At 65.6% G+C, this 15,948-nt stretch carries 15 protein-coding genes; 2 read left to right on the top strand and 13 right to left on the bottom strand.

The window, feature by feature from the left end:
• Positions 1-25: 25 nt before the first annotated feature.
• The 9 genes from M3I56_RS15090 to M3I56_RS15050 form a co-directional block, all read right to left on the bottom strand.
• Complete coding sequence (locus tag M3I56_RS15090) at positions 26-814, bottom strand: enoyl-CoA hydratase/isomerase family protein (protein ID WP_254354647.1); 789 nt, start codon at positions 812-814, stop codon at positions 26-28.
• 63 nt (positions 815-877) lie between these two features.
• Positions 878-2,011 carry an acyl-CoA dehydrogenase family protein gene (locus tag M3I56_RS15085; RefSeq protein ID WP_254354646.1) on the bottom strand — a complete coding sequence of 378 codons (1,134 nt, stop codon included), beginning with the start codon at positions 2,009-2,011 and terminating at the stop codon, positions 878-880.
• Between the two features lie 9 nt (positions 2,012-2,020).
• A complete protein-coding gene (locus M3I56_RS15080; RefSeq protein ID WP_254354645.1) occupies positions 2,021-3,217 on the bottom strand; it encodes an acyl-CoA dehydrogenase family protein in 1,197 nt (398 codons plus the stop codon).
• A gap of 22 nt (positions 3,218-3,239) precedes the next feature.
• Positions 3,240-4,388, bottom strand: a complete 1,149-nt coding sequence (locus M3I56_RS15075) for an acyl-CoA dehydrogenase family protein (protein ID WP_254354644.1) — start codon at positions 4,386-4,388, stop codon at positions 3,240-3,242.
• Positions 4,389-4,416: 28 nt separating this feature from the next.
• Complete coding sequence (locus tag M3I56_RS15070) at positions 4,417-5,247, bottom strand: SDR family NAD(P)-dependent oxidoreductase (protein ID WP_254354643.1); 831 nt, start codon at positions 5,245-5,247, stop codon at positions 4,417-4,419.
• A gap of 32 nt (positions 5,248-5,279) precedes the next feature.
• Complete coding sequence (locus tag M3I56_RS15065) at positions 5,280-5,696, bottom strand: MaoC family dehydratase (protein WP_254354642.1); 417 nt, start codon at positions 5,694-5,696, stop codon at positions 5,280-5,282.
• Positions 5,697-5,721: 25 nt separating this feature from the next.
• A complete protein-coding gene (locus tag M3I56_RS15060) occupies positions 5,722-6,168 on the bottom strand; it encodes a MaoC family dehydratase N-terminal domain-containing protein (RefSeq protein WP_254354641.1) in 447 nt (148 codons plus the stop codon).
• 14 nt (positions 6,169-6,182) lie between these two features.
• Positions 6,183-7,367 carry a lipid-transfer protein gene (locus M3I56_RS15055; RefSeq protein WP_254336164.1) on the bottom strand — a complete coding sequence of 395 codons (1,185 nt, stop codon included), beginning with the start codon at positions 7,365-7,367 and terminating at the stop codon, positions 6,183-6,185.
• A gap of 59 nt (positions 7,368-7,426) precedes the next feature.
• Positions 7,427-8,983 (bottom strand): long-chain-fatty-acid--CoA ligase, encoded by a 1,557-nt coding sequence (locus M3I56_RS15050; RefSeq protein WP_254354640.1) that lies wholly within the window; start codon positions 8,981-8,983, stop codon positions 7,427-7,429.
• A gap of 349 nt (positions 8,984-9,332) precedes the next feature.
• On the opposite strand from M3I56_RS15050, the gene M3I56_RS41375 reads away from it, so the two are divergent.
• Positions 9,333-12,077, top strand: coding sequence for a LuxR C-terminal-related transcriptional regulator (locus M3I56_RS41375; protein WP_254354639.1), 2,745 nt, complete (start codon positions 9,333-9,335; stop codon positions 12,075-12,077).
• A gap of 17 nt (positions 12,078-12,094) precedes the next feature.
• Positions 12,095-12,568, top strand: a complete 474-nt coding sequence (locus tag M3I56_RS15040) for a PaaI family thioesterase (RefSeq protein ID WP_254354638.1) — start codon at positions 12,095-12,097, stop codon at positions 12,566-12,568.
• Positions 12,569-12,648: 80 nt separating this feature from the next.
• Here the strand turns inward: M3I56_RS15040 and M3I56_RS15035 are convergent, their stop codons facing one another.
• The 4 genes from M3I56_RS15035 to cyoB all read right to left on the bottom strand — a co-directional run bounded on the left by M3I56_RS15035 (position 12,649) and on the right by cyoB (position 15,943).
• On the bottom strand, positions 12,649-12,846 hold the full coding sequence (locus M3I56_RS15035) for a CsbD family protein (RefSeq protein ID WP_254354637.1): 198 nt from the start codon (positions 12,844-12,846) through the stop codon (positions 12,649-12,651).
• Positions 12,847-12,953: 107 nt separating this feature from the next.
• Positions 12,954-13,328 (bottom strand): cytochrome o ubiquinol oxidase subunit IV, encoded by a 375-nt coding sequence (gene cyoD / locus M3I56_RS15030; protein ID WP_028203629.1) that lies wholly within the window; start codon positions 13,326-13,328, stop codon positions 12,954-12,956.
• Positions 13,325-13,930 carry a cytochrome o ubiquinol oxidase subunit III gene (gene cyoC, locus M3I56_RS15025; protein WP_254354636.1) on the bottom strand — a complete coding sequence of 202 codons (606 nt, stop codon included), beginning with the start codon at positions 13,928-13,930 and terminating at the stop codon, positions 13,325-13,327. Before cyoC ends, cyoD begins: the two co-directional genes overlap by 4 nt.
• Positions 13,931-13,933: 3 nt before the next feature.
• Complete coding sequence (gene cyoB, locus M3I56_RS15020; RefSeq protein ID WP_254354635.1) at positions 13,934-15,943, bottom strand: cytochrome o ubiquinol oxidase subunit I; 2,010 nt, start codon at positions 15,941-15,943, stop codon at positions 13,934-13,936.
• Between the last annotated feature and the right edge of the window lie 5 nt (positions 15,944-15,948).

Raw genomic sequence — 15,948 nt, 5'->3', positions numbered from 1 at the left:
GCGGCTCCTCCGTTCGATCGTGCACTCAGGCGCCCCGATCGTTGCGCGGCCAGCGAAACAACGGTGTTTCCTTGCGCGCAAAGCGCGCCGCCGCCTCGCGCAGATACGGCGAGTTCAACGCAATGGCCTGTGCGCTCGCCTCCGCGTCCAGGAGTGCGCCGAAGTCGCGTTCGAACGTCTGCGCGAGCAAACGCTTGGTCATCGCGAACGCATGCGGCGATTGCGCGCTCATGGCGAGCGCCAGGTCGTACGCTCGCGCGTACAGCGCATCGCCAGGCACCACATCTAGCACGATGCCCAACGCCTGCGCCTCGTGCGCCGCCAGTTCGCGGGCCGAGTAGACGAGGTCCCGCGTGCGTTGCGTACCGATGATGCGCGGCAGCGTATGCAACGCGCCCAGATCGGGCACGAGGCCCATGCGCGCGAAAGCGAGGCAAAAGCGCGCCCGCTCGCTCGCGACGATGAAGTCGGCCATCAACGCAATACTGAAGCCCGCGCCGTACGCCACGCCATCCACCGCTGCGATCACCGGCTTGTCGAACGTCGCCAGCGCTGCGCACGGCCGCTGGCTCTCGATCATGCGGCGGCGCACGGCGGCCGTATCGGCGGGGCCTTGCATCGCGCTCACGTCGCCGCCCGAGCAAAAGTCGCTGCCTGCGCCAGTCAGGATCAACGCGCGCACCGTGGCGTCGCGGCGCAATGCTTCGATGGCATCCGCGAACGCGGCGAGCGCCGCAGCGCTCAGGGCGTTCTTGCGCTCCGCGTTGTCGAGCGTCAGCGTGGCGACGCCATTTTCAATCGTAGTACTGATCATTTTTGGAAAAATCGAAGATCCGTAAAAGAACCGCCCCGCATGATGCGGGGCGGCGCGTGGGGCTCAGTCTTCCATCGCCTCGACGTAACTCGCGAGATGATGGTCGGTGTCGCCAAGGAGCGGATCGAATATCGTCAGGTGCTTGAAATAGTCGCCCACTTCCAGCTCGTCGGTCATGCCCATGCCGCCGTGGAGTTGCACCGCCTGCTGGCCAACGAAGCGTCCCGCCTGGGCTACCGTCACTTTCGCGGCAGCGAGCATGCGGCGGCGCTTGCGCGCATCGGGTTCGTCCAGCGCTTGCGCGGCGACGTAGGCCATCGAAAGCGCCAGCTCCTTGTGCACGAGCATGTCCGCCATGCGATGTTGTAGCGCCTGGAACGCGGCGAGCGGCTGGCCGAACTGGCGGCGCGTGCGCAAATACTCGCCGGTGATCTCGATCAGGCGCTCCATCGCACCAGCCGCTTCCGCGCACAGCGCCGCGATCCCGTAGTCCACGCCGTGCCCGAGCGCGGCAACGCCAGCGCCGGGTGCGCCGATTAGGCCTTCCGCGCCCAATGCGACCGCCTCGAACGTTACGTCGGCGGCGCGCTGGCCGTCCATGGTCGGATAGCCGGCCACTTTCACGCCCCGGCTCTCGCGCGGGACGAGGAAAAGCGCGATTTCGCCCGTGGCCGCATCACCCACGCGTGCGCTGACGATGAACGCATCCGCAGCCTCGCCATGCCAGACCAGCGCTTTCGCGCCATCGAGCACGTAGCCGCGCCCAACCGGCGTCGCGAGTGTGCCGACCGCATCGAGCCGGTAGCGCGACGCGGTTTCCGCGAACGCGGGTACGACGACCTGCTGCCCCGTGGCGATCGCGCCCAGCCAGCGGTCCTGCTGCGCAGCACTGGCGTATGCCGCGAGTATCGCGGTTGCCATGACGCTGCACGGAATGACCGGTTCGAGCACCAGCGCACGGCCCAGTTCGCGCTGCACCACGAGCCGGCTCGCCGCGCCTTCGCCGAACCCGCCGTATTCGGCGGGCACCGTGAGGCCGAGCACGCCCATTTCCGCAAGCCGCGTCCAGATCGCGCGATCGAAGCTCGCGCCCTCGCGCGCGCGCCGGCGCCGGTGCGCGAACGTGTATTCGCTTTCGACGAAACGACGCAGGCTATCGGCGAGCATTTGCTGCTCTTCGCTATACGTGAAGTCCATGTGCGTGTCCTAAAAGCCGATGATCATCTTCGCGATGATGTTCTTCTGCACCTCGGTTGCGCCGCCGTAAATCGAGGTCTTGCGCATGTCGAAATAGGTGGACGCAGCAGGCGCCGCCCAATGCGGCCCGCTCACGGGGGCATGGGCGCCGGGCTCGAGCCATTGCGGCGCGTAGGGCCAGCCGTGCGGTCCGGCCACTTCCTGCTGAAGCATGGCGATGTCCTGCTGCAGTTCCGAGCCGCGAATCTTCACGATCGATGCCGCGGGGCCGGGACCGGGCCCGCCATCAGCCGTCGCCACGCGCAGCAGCAGCATTTCCAGCGCCATGAGGTTCATTTCGAGGCGAGCGATCTTGTCGCGCATGCGCGCGTCGTCGAGCATGCGGCCGCCCGTGCCGTCCGCAGCCTGTGCCGCGTAGTGCTTCAACTGCCGCAACTCGCGATAGCAATGGCCGATACCCGCAATGGCCGTGCGCTCGTGCCCGAGCAGATACTTCGCGTAAGTCCAGCCGCGGTTCTCCTCACCTACGAGATTCTCGACGGGCACTTCCACGTCCTCGAACCATGTCTCGTTCACGTCGTGGCCGCCGTCGAGCGTGACGATCGGCCGGACCGTGACGCCCGGCGACTTCATATCGATCAGCAGCATCGAAATGCCTTCCTGCGGCTTCGCTTCGGAGTCCGTTCTAACGAGACAGAAAATCCAGTCCGCGAAATGCGCCATCGTGGTCCACGTTTTCTGGCCGTTCACGATGTACTTGTCGCCCTTGCGCACCGCGCGCGTTTTCAGCGAAGCGAGGTCGGAGCCCGAACCGGGCTCGGAATAGCCCTGGCACCAGAAGTCGTCGAGGTTCGGAATGCGCGGCAAAAAACGCGCCTGCATCTGCGGGCTCGCGTACTTCATGAGCACCGGGCCGATCATCGTGAGGCCGAACGGCAACAGGCGCGGCGCGCCCGCGCCGAGCGTCTCGATCTCGAAGATCAGGCGCTGCAGCGCGTTCCAGCCCGTGCCGCCGAATGCCCTGGGCCACGTGGGTGCGCCCCAGCCGTGCGCGTTGAGGATGCGGTGCCAGCGCACGTAATCGTCCTTCTCCACCCGCTGGTGCGCGAGCACTTTCTCGCGGATGTCGCCAGGCAGGCTCTCCCGCACGAACGCCCGCACTTCTTCGCGGAACGCCTGTTCCGCTTCGGTATAACGCAAATCCATCTGGTGCTCCCAAGTAGCGACGTTACAGCGTACGGGCGATCAGTTCCTTCATGATCTCGTTGGAGCCACCGAAGATCTTGCTCACGCGCGCATTCACGTAGAGCCGCGCGATCGGATACTCCATCATGTAGCCGTAGCCGCCATGCAGCTGCAGGCATTCGTCGATGATTTCGCAGCTGCGTTGCGTGCACCACCATTTCGCCATGGCGGCCGTCTCGGCGTCGAGCTCGCCGCGCAGCACCTTCGCCATGCAGTCGTCGATGAAGGTTCGCGCAATGGTCGTGTGAGTCTTGCATTCGGCGAGCTTGAAACGCGTGTTCTGCATGTCCAGCAGGCTCATGCCGAACACCTTGCGCTCGCGCACGTAGGCCGTGGTGACATCCAGCGCCTTTTCCATCGCGCTCAGCGCGCCGAGCGCGATGATCATGCGTTCCTGCGGCAACTGCTGCATCAGTTGATAGAAGCCCTTGCCCTCTTCCGTGCCAAGCAGGTTTGCGCACGGCACGCGCACGTCGTCGAAGAACAGCTCGGCGGTGTCCTGGCCCTTCTGCCCCATCTTCTCGAGTACGCGTCCGCGCCGGAAGCCAGGCAGATCGTCGGTTTCCACGACGACGATCGACACGCCTTTCGCGCCCTGCGCCGGGTCCGTCTTGACGACCACGCAGATCAGGTCGGCGAGCAAGCCGTTCGAAATAAAGGTCTTCGAACCGTTGATGACATAGTGATCGCCATCACGTACCGCACGCGTCTTGATGCTCTTGAGATCCGATCCCGCGCCCGGCTCGGACATGGCGATCGCCGCCACGCGCTCGCCGCTCGCCATTTTCGGCAGCCACCTGCGCTTTTGCTCCTCGGTGCCGTAGCGCAGGATGTAATGCGCGACGATGCCGCTATGCACGTTCGTGCCGAGGCTCGACACCATCGCGCGCGACTGCTCGAGCGCGATGATGGCCTCGTGCGCGAAGGTGCCCCCACCGCCGCCGTATTCCTCGGGAATGCTCGCGCAGAGCATGCCGAACTCGCCGGCCTTGCGCCACACCTCGCGATCCACATGCTGCTGCTTCCACCAGCGCTCTTCGTGTGGCACGAGTTCGCGCTCGATGAACTTGCGGATCGAATCCTGGAACAGCACGAGATCGTCCGTGATCCACGGACTACGGTATTCAGCCATGTTCGACTCCTTCTTTGCGAGCCACGTTTTACGGACGGCCGCCGCCAACCACCAGCACCTGCCCCGTCACGTAGTTCGATTCGGGAATGCACATCAGATACACCGCGCCCGCCGCTTCTTCCGGCGTGCCGCCGCGGCCGATGGGAATCATCGCCTCGATGTTCTTCATGAGCTGCGCGTTGACGCCCACCTTGATTGCCTGGCCCGCGATGTCGATGGTCGAGCTATTGCCCTCGCCCGCCACCGCCTCGGTGAGGCGCGTCTTGATGAGGCCGAACGCCACGCTGTTCACGTTGACCTTGTAGCGGCCCCACTCTTTCGCGAGCGCCTTCGTGAGGCCGTTGATCGCGGCTTTCGCGGCCGAATAGTTCGCCTGGCCCGCGTTGCCCATCACGCCCGAAACGGAGGAGATGTTCACGACTTTGCGGAACACCTCCTGGCCCGCATCGGCTTCGGCCTTGGCGCTTTCGCGGAAGTAGTCGGCGGCGGCACGCAGGATGCGGAACGGCGCGCTCACGTGCACGTCCATGATGGCGTTCCACTGCTCGTCGCTCATCTTCTGGATCACGTTGTCCCACGTGTAGCCCGCGTTGTTGACGATGATGTCGAGGCGCCCGAACTCCTTGAGCGCCGCGCCGACGAAGCGCGTGCCGAAGTCCGCGTCCGTCACGCTGCCCGTGCACGCCACGGCCTTGCCGCCCGCGGCGACGATCTCGGCCACCACGCTTTGCGCGGGTTCGGCGTCCAGATCGTTCACCACGACAGCCGCGCCTTCGCCCGCGAGCTTGAGTGCAATTTCACGGCCAATGCCGCGGCCCGACCCCGATACGATGGCGACCTTGCCAACCAGCTTGCTCATCTTCTGTCTACTCCGTGTGTGTGAAGGATCGTTCAGGCGTCGAGCGCGACGAGCGCCTCGCCTGAAAGCTTGATTTCGCCTTGTGCGTCGCGCGTGGTGAGCGCGACTTTGACGGTGCGCGCCGTCTCGTCACGTTCGGTGACGATGCCGCTGCAGGTAATGGCGTCGCCCACCTGCGTAATCGCCGCGAAGCGCACTGAGAACTCGCGGATGGCCTGCTGTGGCACCCAGTTCGTGAGCAGCCGCCCGAGATATGCCATGGACAGCATGCCGTGCGCGAAGACGTCGGGCATGCCGGCGCGGCGCGCGAAGTCCAGATCGACGTGAATCGGGTTGTGGTCGCCGGACGCGCCCGCGTAAAGCGCGAGCGTGAGGCGCGTGAGCGGCGCGGCGACGAACGGCGGCAACGCGCTGCCTACGGCCAGGTCGTTCAAACGAATCGATTGCATGTTGGCTCCTGCTTCTGCTTTTCTATCAACCGTTGCGCACGACGATCACGCTGCGCAGGTCTGCAACGGGCGCGTCGTCTTGTGCGTTCGTCACACGCGTTTCGCGCACGACGAATTCCAGTGCGCCGCCCTTCTTGCCGTAGATGTCCGCGATGCGCGTTTCGAATGCGAGGCGTTCGCCCGCAAACGCCATGCGGTGATAGCGGAAGCGCTGCTCGCCGTGCAGCACGCGGGCGATGTCGATATTCAGGCGCTCGACGGTCGCACGCGGATTGGGCGATTCCATTTCGAGGCAGAACAGGAACGTGGGCGGCACGGGCAGCGCGGGATAGCCGGCTTCCCTCGCGGCCTCGTCGTCGAGGTAACGGCGGTCCGTCTGGCCGGTCGCCTTCGCGAAGAAGCGCAGGCGACCCGCCTCGACGAGCGCCGTGTGGCGCGAGATCAGTGCGCCGATATGGCTTTTGTCGATCATCGTCGAGCCTCGCGTTACTGGCGCTCGTAGAGCGTGACCACGCACGCGCCGCCGAGTCCGAGGTTGTGCTGGAGACCGAAGCGCGCGCCCGCGACCTGGCGGTCCTGCGCCTGCCCGCGCAGTTGCCACACGAGTTCGGTGCATTGCGCAAGACCCGTCGCGCCCAGCGGATGGCCTTTCGAAAGCAGGCCGCCCGAGGGGTTCGTGACGACGCGGCCGCCATAGGTATTGTCGCCATCGAGAATGAACTTCTCGGCCGTGCCCTCTGGTGTGAGGCCGAGCCCTTCGTAGGTGATCAGTTCGTTCGCCGTGAAGCAGTCGTGCAGTTCGACGACCTGAATATCTTCGGGTCCAACGCCCGCCTTTTCATACACCTGTTGCGCGGCGGCGCGCGTCATGTCATAGCCCACCACCTTGCGCATGTCGCCTTCGTCGAACGTGCTGTTGCGGTCCGTCGTCATCGCCTGGGCCTTGATGACCACGCGCGTGTCGAGTCCGTGCTTCTTCGCGAACGCTTCCGAGCACACGATCGCCGCCGCCGCGCCGCAGGTGGGCGGGCAGCACTGCAAGCGCGTGAGCGGGTCGAAGACGGCGGGCGAAGCCATCACCTCTTCGAGCGTCACCGTGTTGCGAAACACGGCGAAGGGATTGCGCGCGGCGTGCTGGCGCGCTTTCACGGAAATGCGCCCGAACGTTTCCGGCTTGATGTCGTATTCCTTCATGTAGGCACGGCCGCCGCCGCCGAAGAATTGCGCCGCGCGTGGCGCGGTTTCGTCGAAACCTTGCACGTCGAGCATGGTCTTGACGAAGCGCTCCATCGGCGTGGGGCGGTCGGTGTACGCGCCCTTTAGCGCGCCTGGCACCATCTGCTCGAAGCCGAGCGCAATGGCGCACTCCACGGCCCCGCTTTCCACGGCCTGGCGCGCGAGGAAGAGCGCGGTGGAGCCGGTCGCGCAATTGTTGTTGACGTTCACGACCGGAATGCCGGTGAGGCCCACGCCATAAATGGCGGCCTGACCGGACGTCGAATCGCCGAACACGTAGCCGACATAAGCCTGCTCGACGAGCGCGTAGTCGATGCGTGCATCGGCGAGCGCCGCCTTCGCGGCATTGGCGCCCATCGTGGCGTAGTCGTCGCTCGCGCCGGGCTTGGTGAACGGAATCATGCCGACGCCGGCTACCACAACCTTGTTGCTCATTTTGGATACCTGATTAAGTGAGATTGCAAGTTAACGATGACGATGCCCACCCCTGCGGATCAGCCCACCTGTCTTGACTGGCTCTGCCAGTACGGCGCGCGCAGATCGCGCTTGAGAATCTTGCCGGCGGCCGAAAGCGGCAGCGCCTCGCGGAACTCGACACTCTTCGGGCACTTGTAGCCGGCGATGAACTGGCGACAGTACTCGCGCAGCGCCGCTTCGTCGACGTCGCTGCCGCTGCGCGCGACCACCACGGCGTGCACGGCTTCGCCCCAGCGCGCATCGGGAACGCCGATCACGGCGCATTGCGCAACGGCAGGATGACGCGAGAGCACGTTCTCGACTTCGGCGGAATAGACGTTCTCGCCGCCCGTCACGATCATGTCCTTCATGCGGTCTACGATGAAGAGGTAGCCGTCTTCGTCCATATAGGCGCCGTCGCCGGTATGCAGCCAGCCGTCGCGCAGCGTCTCGCGCGTTTCTTCGGGCTTGTTCCAGTAGCCGAGCATGACGTTCGCGCCGCGCACGGCGATCTCGCCCACGGTATTGCGCGGCACTTCCACGCCTTCGGCATCGACGATCTTGACGGTCACGCCGTAGCCCGCACGCCCGGCCGAGCGGTAAAGGCCGCTCGCCCGCCCTTCGGGGCCGTGATTCGCGGGCGGATTGACCGACACCACCGGCGACGCCTCCGTGAGACCGTAAGCGTGAAAGAATGCGATGCCGGGCAGCGCGGCGAGCGCGGCGTCGAGCACGCCCGCGGCGATCGGCGACGCGCCGTAGTAGATGCGCCTGAGCGAAGAAAGATCGCGCCGCTTGAAGTCGGGGTGCTCCAGCACGGCCTGCAGCATGGTCGGCACGAGCAGGATCTCGTCCACGCAGTCGCGCTCGATCGCTTCGAGCACGGCGCGCGGCTCGAAAGTGGGCACCACCACGTGCGTGTCGCCGGCCACGAAATGGCCCACGGCGCGCGCCATCGCCGCCGTGTGGAAAAGCGGCGCCGCATGCAGCGAAACGGCGTGCGCGTAGCCGCGGAACTCCGCCATGCGCGAAGTCGCCGAAGACCACAGGTTCAGGTGCGACTGCATCACGCCCTTGGGCCGGCCCGTCGTGCCGCCCGTGTACATGATGGTCGCGAGATCGTTGCCGCCGCGAAACACGTCTGCCACCGGCTGTGCGTCGGCGATCAGCGACTCGTAAGCGAGCATGCCGGGCGGTGCGTCGCGCTCGCCGGTGTAGACGAGCGTCGGGCGATGCGCAGCGCTCGCCGCGATGTCCCCGGCGAGCGGCAGGAAGTGGTCGTCCACCAGCAGGATGCGCGTGTCGCAGTCGTCGAGCGAATAGACGATCTCGGGCACGCTCCAGCGGATATTCACCGGGTTGAGTACGCCGCCGCCCCACCACACGCCGAGCATGTATTCGAGGTAGCGGTCGGAATTGAGCGCGAGCATGCCCACGCGGTCGCCCGCGCCTATACCGAGCGACTGGAGCGCGCCGGCTAGCCGCGCCACGCGGTCGCCCAGCTGCGCGAAAGTTCGCGTGCGCTCGCCGAAGCGGATCGCGACTTCCGCCGGGTGTTGTTGCACGCAGCGATGCAGGCCTTGTGTGAGGTACATGGTGTCTCCGGGCTTCCTTATGTCGTTCCGGCTGCGCCGCTTGATCGTCGGTTGGTCGATCGTGGCGCGGATGCCGTGAAGTCGATGTCACTTTAGGCGCGCGCCGGCCTGCTGTCCTGAGCCGAAGGGAGGATTTTAGGACGCGCAGGCGAATCGTTCGAAAGGAGTACGACGCCGGCCAGCCGCTATGGAACAATAGCCCCACGGTTGCACCAGCAACGTAAAAACAGGGCGCGACCCCTCGCCCCAACAACGCCCCGAGTGAGACAGGTCCGCCGCCGCCTAACCCGTGCGGCCCGCGGACCCGAAGGGCGCGCCGCCGCGCGCGCCGCAGAAGGAAACAGCGCCTGTGAACATCGTCGATGCCCACGCCGCAAGCGGCCATCAGAATCCTCCCCGCGGGATCGTCGCGTCGAAGCTGACGCCGCCCGCAGACAGCCCGTCACATCTGTTGCGCACGCAACTGATCGAGACAATTGCAGGCGCCCACACGGCGCGCCTCGTGCTGATCCGCGCTTCGGCGGGCTTCGGCAAGACCACGCTTCTGCAGCAATACGCCGCGCACTGCCGCGGCCATCGCCGCGAGGTGGCGTGGCTGCGCCTCGACGCCGCCGACAACGACTTCGGGCGCTTCCTGCTGCATCTCGACGCCGCGTTGCCAGGCACACGCACGCCGCGCGCGCTCACACTCGACCCGGACACGTTCGCGTCGAGCCTGATCGAGCGCGTGGCGGCGCACGGCAAGCCGCTCGCCATCCTGCTCGACGACTTCGAGTCGGTCCAGAGCCCTACCGTGCTCGCCTTCATGCAGGACCTGATCGCCGCCCTGCCGCCTGGCAACCCGCTCGTGGTCGCCTCGCGCGTGACGCCCGAACTCGGCATCGGGCGCATCCGCGCGCGCGGCGAGCTGCTCGACATCAATCCCGCCGCACTGCGCTTCACGCTCGCGGAGGCGAGCGCGTTCATCCGCGAGAAATGCGCGCTGCCGCTGCGCGACGCCGATATCGCCACGCTGCATCGCTGCACCGAAGGCTGGGCCACGGCCATTTATCTGGCCACGCTCTCGCTGCGCACGCGCACCGACCATGCGGCCTTCGTCGCCTCGTTTTCGGGCACGAACCTCGAACTCGCGGAATATCTCGCCGAGGACATCCTCGCCCGGCAATCCGAAGCGTGCCGCTCGTTCCTGCTGGAGACGAGCGCGCTGCCGCAGTTCTGCGCGGCGCTTTGCGACGCCGCCACCGGACGCAACGACAGCCGCGAGATGCTGGACTATCTGGAGCGCGTCAATCTCTTTCTCGTGCCGCTCGACGGCGAGCGCAGCTGGTACCGCTATCACCGGCTGTTCGCGAGCTTCCTGCAGCATCGGCTGCGTGCGGCGCAGCCGGAACGTGAACGCGAGGTGCACGGGGCGGCCGCGCGCTGGTATCTCGACGCGCAACGCCCTGTGCCCGCCATCGACCATTTGCTCGACGCGGGCGACGAAGCCGGCGCGCTCGCCGAAATCGCGGACCACTCGCGGGCGTTGCTCGGCAGCGGCCGGCTGCGCCTGTTGATGCGCTGGCTCGACCGCATCGGCGCCGCGCGGCTCGCCACGCGGCCCGACGTCGGCCTCACCTATGCATGGGTGCTGCTTCTGAACCACCGCTATGCGGACGCCATGCGCACGACGCAGAGCATTGTCGAGGGCAGCCTCGGGCAGCCCAACCAGGATAGCGTCGCCCTCGTGGCCGAAGCGATTCGCGGCGTGCTGCTCGCGATCACCGACCAGGTCGAGGCATGCGCGCAAACGAGCGCCGCCCTGCTCGACCGCCTGCCCGACCGTGCGAACTTCTCGTTCTACAGCCTCACGAATTCGCTCGCGTTCAGCTACGTCTGCACCGATCGCTACGACGAGGCGCGCGGGGTGCTCTCGCGTGCGTTGCGGCGCACGCATGATCATCCCTATGTCGTGATGCGCACGATGTCGGAAACCATCGAAGGGATCATCGATCTGGTGCAGGGGCGGCTCGGCACGGCGCTGGCGCGGCTCGAAATTTCGGCGGCCAACGCCACGGCGAACCGCACCGTGGACTCGGGCGGCGGCCGCACCAGCGTGGACGGCGTGCGCTCGCTCGCGCTCTACGAGAAAAACGCGCTCGACGAAATGACGCATCTGCTCGCCGACGCGCTGCCGCGCGCCAAGCGCGTGGGCGTGACCGACGGGCTGATCGCCACGCATGTGCTTTCGGCGCGCGCGGCGCTCATCGAAGGCAATGTCGAGCAGTGGTTGCGCCTGCTCGCCGAACTCGAACAGCTGGGCCGGGCAGTCGAATCGGACCGCGCCGTGAGTGCCGCATGGCTCGAACGCACGCGCGTCGCCACGCTCGAAGGCCGCTTCGACGCCGCCGAGCAGGCGCTGCGCGCGGCCACGCTGCACGCGGACTGGGCGCGCCCGGGCGTCTCCTATCACGCGAGCGAGATCGACGAACCGGTGATTGCGCGCTGCCGCCTCGATATCGCGCAGGGACGCTACGCCACGGCGTGCGCGACCCTGAGCGAAGCGCTCGCGCAGGCGATCGCGCGGCGGCGTCATTGGCGCGCGCTGAAGTTGCGAGTCTTGCTCGCACTCGCGCTCGACGGCAACGGCGAGCGCACGGCCGCCTTCGACACGCTCACGGAAGCGCTGCGCATGGCGAGCCATGAAGGCTTCGTGCGCGCGTTCCTCGACGAAGGCGAAGCGCTCATGCGCCTGCTGGGCGCATGGGCCGAGCGCGGCCCCACGCAGATTGGCTCGCTTGGCGTGGTGCCCGCGTTCGTCACGCAGTTGCTGGGCGGCGTGGCGCCCGCCCACGCGCGCATGGCGGACTCAGCGGCGAGCGCCGCCGATCTCTCGCCCTACGCCGCAGACTCTCCCGCCGACGCGCTCACCGCGCGCGAGCTGGACGTGCTGCGCATGCTTTCGGCGGGCCACCGCAACCGCGTGATCGCGGAGAAGCTGTTCGTCTCCGAACTGACGGTGAAGTCGCATCTTCGCAAGATCAACGCCAAGCTCGGCGCGGGCAATCGTACCCAGGCAGTCGCCGTCGGCCGCGCGAAAGGGCTGATTCCCTGATTGTGGAAACTCGGACAATGAACGATCGCCTACCCGTGAATGACATCCCGCTTGACGTTGCGAACGCCCCCGTCGAAAGCGATGGCGACGCCCCGCCGTCCGGCTTCGTGGCGTTGCCGTTCCGTACGGGCTATATGGGCCAGTTCGGCGCGCTTTACTTCGACGAAGCCCGCGGCGTGATCGGCACGCGCGTGGGCGAGCGCCATTTGAACAATCTGGATATCGCGCACGGCGGCATGCTGGCCACGCTCGCCGACACGGCCATTGGCGCGGCCATGATACGCGCGGCGGGACGCGAACGCCCGGCAGTCACGGCGCATCTGGGCCTCGATTACCTCGGTTCCGTGCGTCCCGGCGACTGGCTGGAAGCGCACGTGGCGCTCGACAAAATGGGGGCGCGTCTGCGCTTTGCCACGTGCCGCCTGATAGTGGACGAGCGCTGCGTGCTCAAAGCCAACGCGACCTTCGCGGTGCTGAACCCGCCGGCCTGAGCGCCGAGCGCGCCACATGCGGACAGCGTGACGCCGCCGCCCCTTCCGAGGCGGCGGCGCTCTGGGTTAGCCGTCGTTTATCAGTGATGGCGCTTCACGTCCTTCGCCATATCCTTTGCGGCCTCCTTCAGGTCACCCACGTTCTTGCGTGCCTGGCCAGCTTCCTGCTGGAGGTCCCCCTTCACTTCGCGCGCCGGGTTGTCGGTTGCGCGGCCCACGGCCTCATTGACCTTGCCCTTCATCTTTTCAGCCGTGCCCTTCACCTGGTCCTTGTTCATGGTCACACTCCACGTAAAAGCGACGGTGTGTCGCGACGCTTCGTATAGCGCATGCACTGTGCCCAAGGTGCCCGGCGCGCACGTATTGAGGGACGCAACGTAATACGTCAGTCGTGCGCCATGGCGCGGTCGATCGAGATCTGCGTGGGCATCATGTTGACGTTCGCGTTGTGCATGACCCACAGCGAAAGCCCGACGATCACCGCAATCAGAAACGCCGTGCAGACAAAAATGGCCGTGTTGGCGCGCTGGCTGCGCGACGCGCCGATATGCAGGAAATACACGAGTTGCACGACGAGTTGCGCGATGCACAGCACGACGATGGCTGCAAGCCCGAAGCCCGGCGAAACGACTCGAAACATCACCACGCCGAACGACGCGAGTGTCAGCACGAGCGAGAGCACCGTGCCGATCATGTAGCCCTTGAAGCTGCCGTGCGACGCGTCATGCACGGCGTGATGAATGGCATGGGACTGGCTCACAGGAAACCTCGCAGGTAAACGAACGTAAATACACAGATCCACACGAGATCGAGAAAGTGCCAGAAGAGGCTCAGGCAGGCGAGACGGCGGCGGACCGTGCCGGTCAGACCGAACTTGAAGGTCTGGTGCATCAGGATCGCGATCCACAACAGACCCGCCGTGACGTGCAGGCCGTGCGTGCCGACCAGCGTGAAGTACGCCGAAAGGTAGGCGCTCGTGCCGGGCCCCGCCCCATCGGCGATGAGCTTGGCGAACTCGTTCACCTCCATCGCGACGAAGCCCGCGCCGAACAGGAACGTGATGGCGAGCCACACGATCACCTGGCCGCGCCGCTGCGCGTAGAGATTCAGCATGGCCATGCCGAACGTGACGCTGCTCGCAAGCAGCAGCAGCGTTTCGCCCAGCACGTAGGGCAGTTCGAATAGTTCCCTCGCGCCCGGACCGCCTGCCGTCGCATTCGCGAGCACACCGAACGTGGCGAACAGCGTCGCGAAGATGAGGCAGTCGCTCATCAGGTAGATCCAGAAGCCCAGCGTGGTCCTGGTACTGTCATCGTGATCGTGACCATGAACGTGGGCGTGAGTAGTAGCAGCGTGAGCCATGGTTTACGCCATCTCCTCGATGTGTTCGGATTGATCGAAACGCTGGATGCCAAGTTGTCTGAACCGCGCGTTCTCGATGCGCTCGACCTCGGCGGCCGGAACCCAGTAATCCACGTCCTGGTTGTAGGTGCGCACGATGAACGTGGCGATCATGCCGATGAGGCCCACCGCCGCGAACAGCCACATGTGCCACACGATCGCAAAACCGAACAGCAGGCTGAACGCGGCGATGATAAAGCCCGCGCCCGTGTTGCGCGGCATATGGATGTCCTCGTACTTCGCCGGCTGCACGTAGGCGCGGCCCGCTTCCTTGTTGTCCCAGTGCTGCTCCATCGAAGTGATCTCCGGCAGCACCGCGAAGTTGTAGAACGGCGCGGGCGAAGCCGTCGACCACTCGAGGCTGCGGCCATCCCACGGGTCGCCGGTCACGTCGGGGTTCGCTTCGCGATCGCGCAGGCTCACCACGATCTGCACGATGAACGAGAGAATGCCGAGGCCCACGAACACGGCACCCACGAGCGCCACCACGAGCCACGGATGCCACTCGGCCACCTCATAGTGATTCATGCGGCGCGTCATGCCTTCGAAGCCGAGAATGTAGAGCGGCGTGAACGCGAGCCAGTAGCCGATCAGCCAGCACCAGAACGACACCTTGCCCCAGAACTCGTTGAGCGTGAAGCCAAACACCTTGGGGAACCAGAAGCTCACACCCGCAAGACAGCCGAACACCACCCCGCCGATGATCACGTTATGGAAGTGCGCGACGAGAAAGAGCGAGTTGTGCAGCACGAAGTCCGCGCCCGGCACGGCCAGCAGCACGCCGGTCATGCCGCCCACGGCGAACGTCACCATGAAGCCGATGGTCCAGAGCGTGGCGCTGTGATAGCGGATGCGGCCGCGATACATCGTGAAGAGCCAGTTGAAGAGCTTCACGCCGGTCGGGATCGAAATGACCGTGGTCATGATGCCGAAGAACGCATTGACGTTCGCGCCCGAGCCCATCGTAAAAAAGTGGTGCAGCCACACGAAGAACGAAAGAATGCCGATCGACGCCGTGGCATAGACCATCGACTTGTAGCCGAACAGCGGCTTGCCCGAGAACGTCGCAATGATTTCCGAGTACGCACCGAATGCGGGCAGGATGAGGATGTACACCTCCGGGTGACCCCAGACCCAGATCAGGTTGATGTACATCATCGCGTTGCCGCCCAGCTCGTTCGTGAAGAAGTGCATGTCGAAGTAGCGGTCCATCGTGAGCAGCGCGAGCGTGGCGGTGAGCACCGGGAACACCGCGACGATCAGGATGTTGGTGATGAACGCCGTCCACACGAACACCGGCATTTTCATCATGTCCATGCCCGGCGCGCGCATGCGCAGGATCGTGACGATGAAGTTGATGCCCGAGAGCGTGGTGCCGAGGCCCGATAGCTGCAGCGACCATATGTAGTAATCCATACCGACTGTCGGGCTGTAGCCAAGCTCCGAGAGCGGCGGATAGGCCACCCAGCCCGTGGCCGCGAAATCGCCCACGAACATGGAAACCATCACGAGCACCGCGCCCACCACCGAAAGCCAGAAGGAGAGCGAGTTGACGAACGGATAGGCCACGTCGCGCGCGCCGATCTGCAGCGGCACGACCACGTTCATCAAGCCGAGAATGAGGGGCGTGGCCACGAAGAAGATCATGATGACGCCGTGCGCCGTGAAGATCTGGTCGTAGTGATGCGGCGGCAGATAGCCCGCGGCGTCGCCATACGCGATGGCTTGTTGCGCGCGCATCATGATCGCGTCGGCGAAACCGCGCAGCAGCATGACGACCGCGAAAATGATGTACATGACACCAATACGCTTGTGATCGACCGACGTGATCCACTCGCGCCACAAATAACCCCACTTGCCCGCGATCGTGATCGCGGCGAGCAAGGCAAGGCCGCCGAGCGCCACGACGGCGCCCGTGCCCATGATGATCGGCTCGTGCCAGGGAACGGCGTCGAGCGTGAGTTTTCCGAACATGGTGT

The sequence above is a fragment of the Paraburkholderia sp. CNPSo 3281 genome, from assembly GCF_024206515.1.
Lineage (GTDB): Bacteria > Pseudomonadota > Gammaproteobacteria > Burkholderiales > Burkholderiaceae > Paraburkholderia > Paraburkholderia nodosa.
This window is presented reverse-complemented; position numbering and strand designations above follow the sequence as displayed.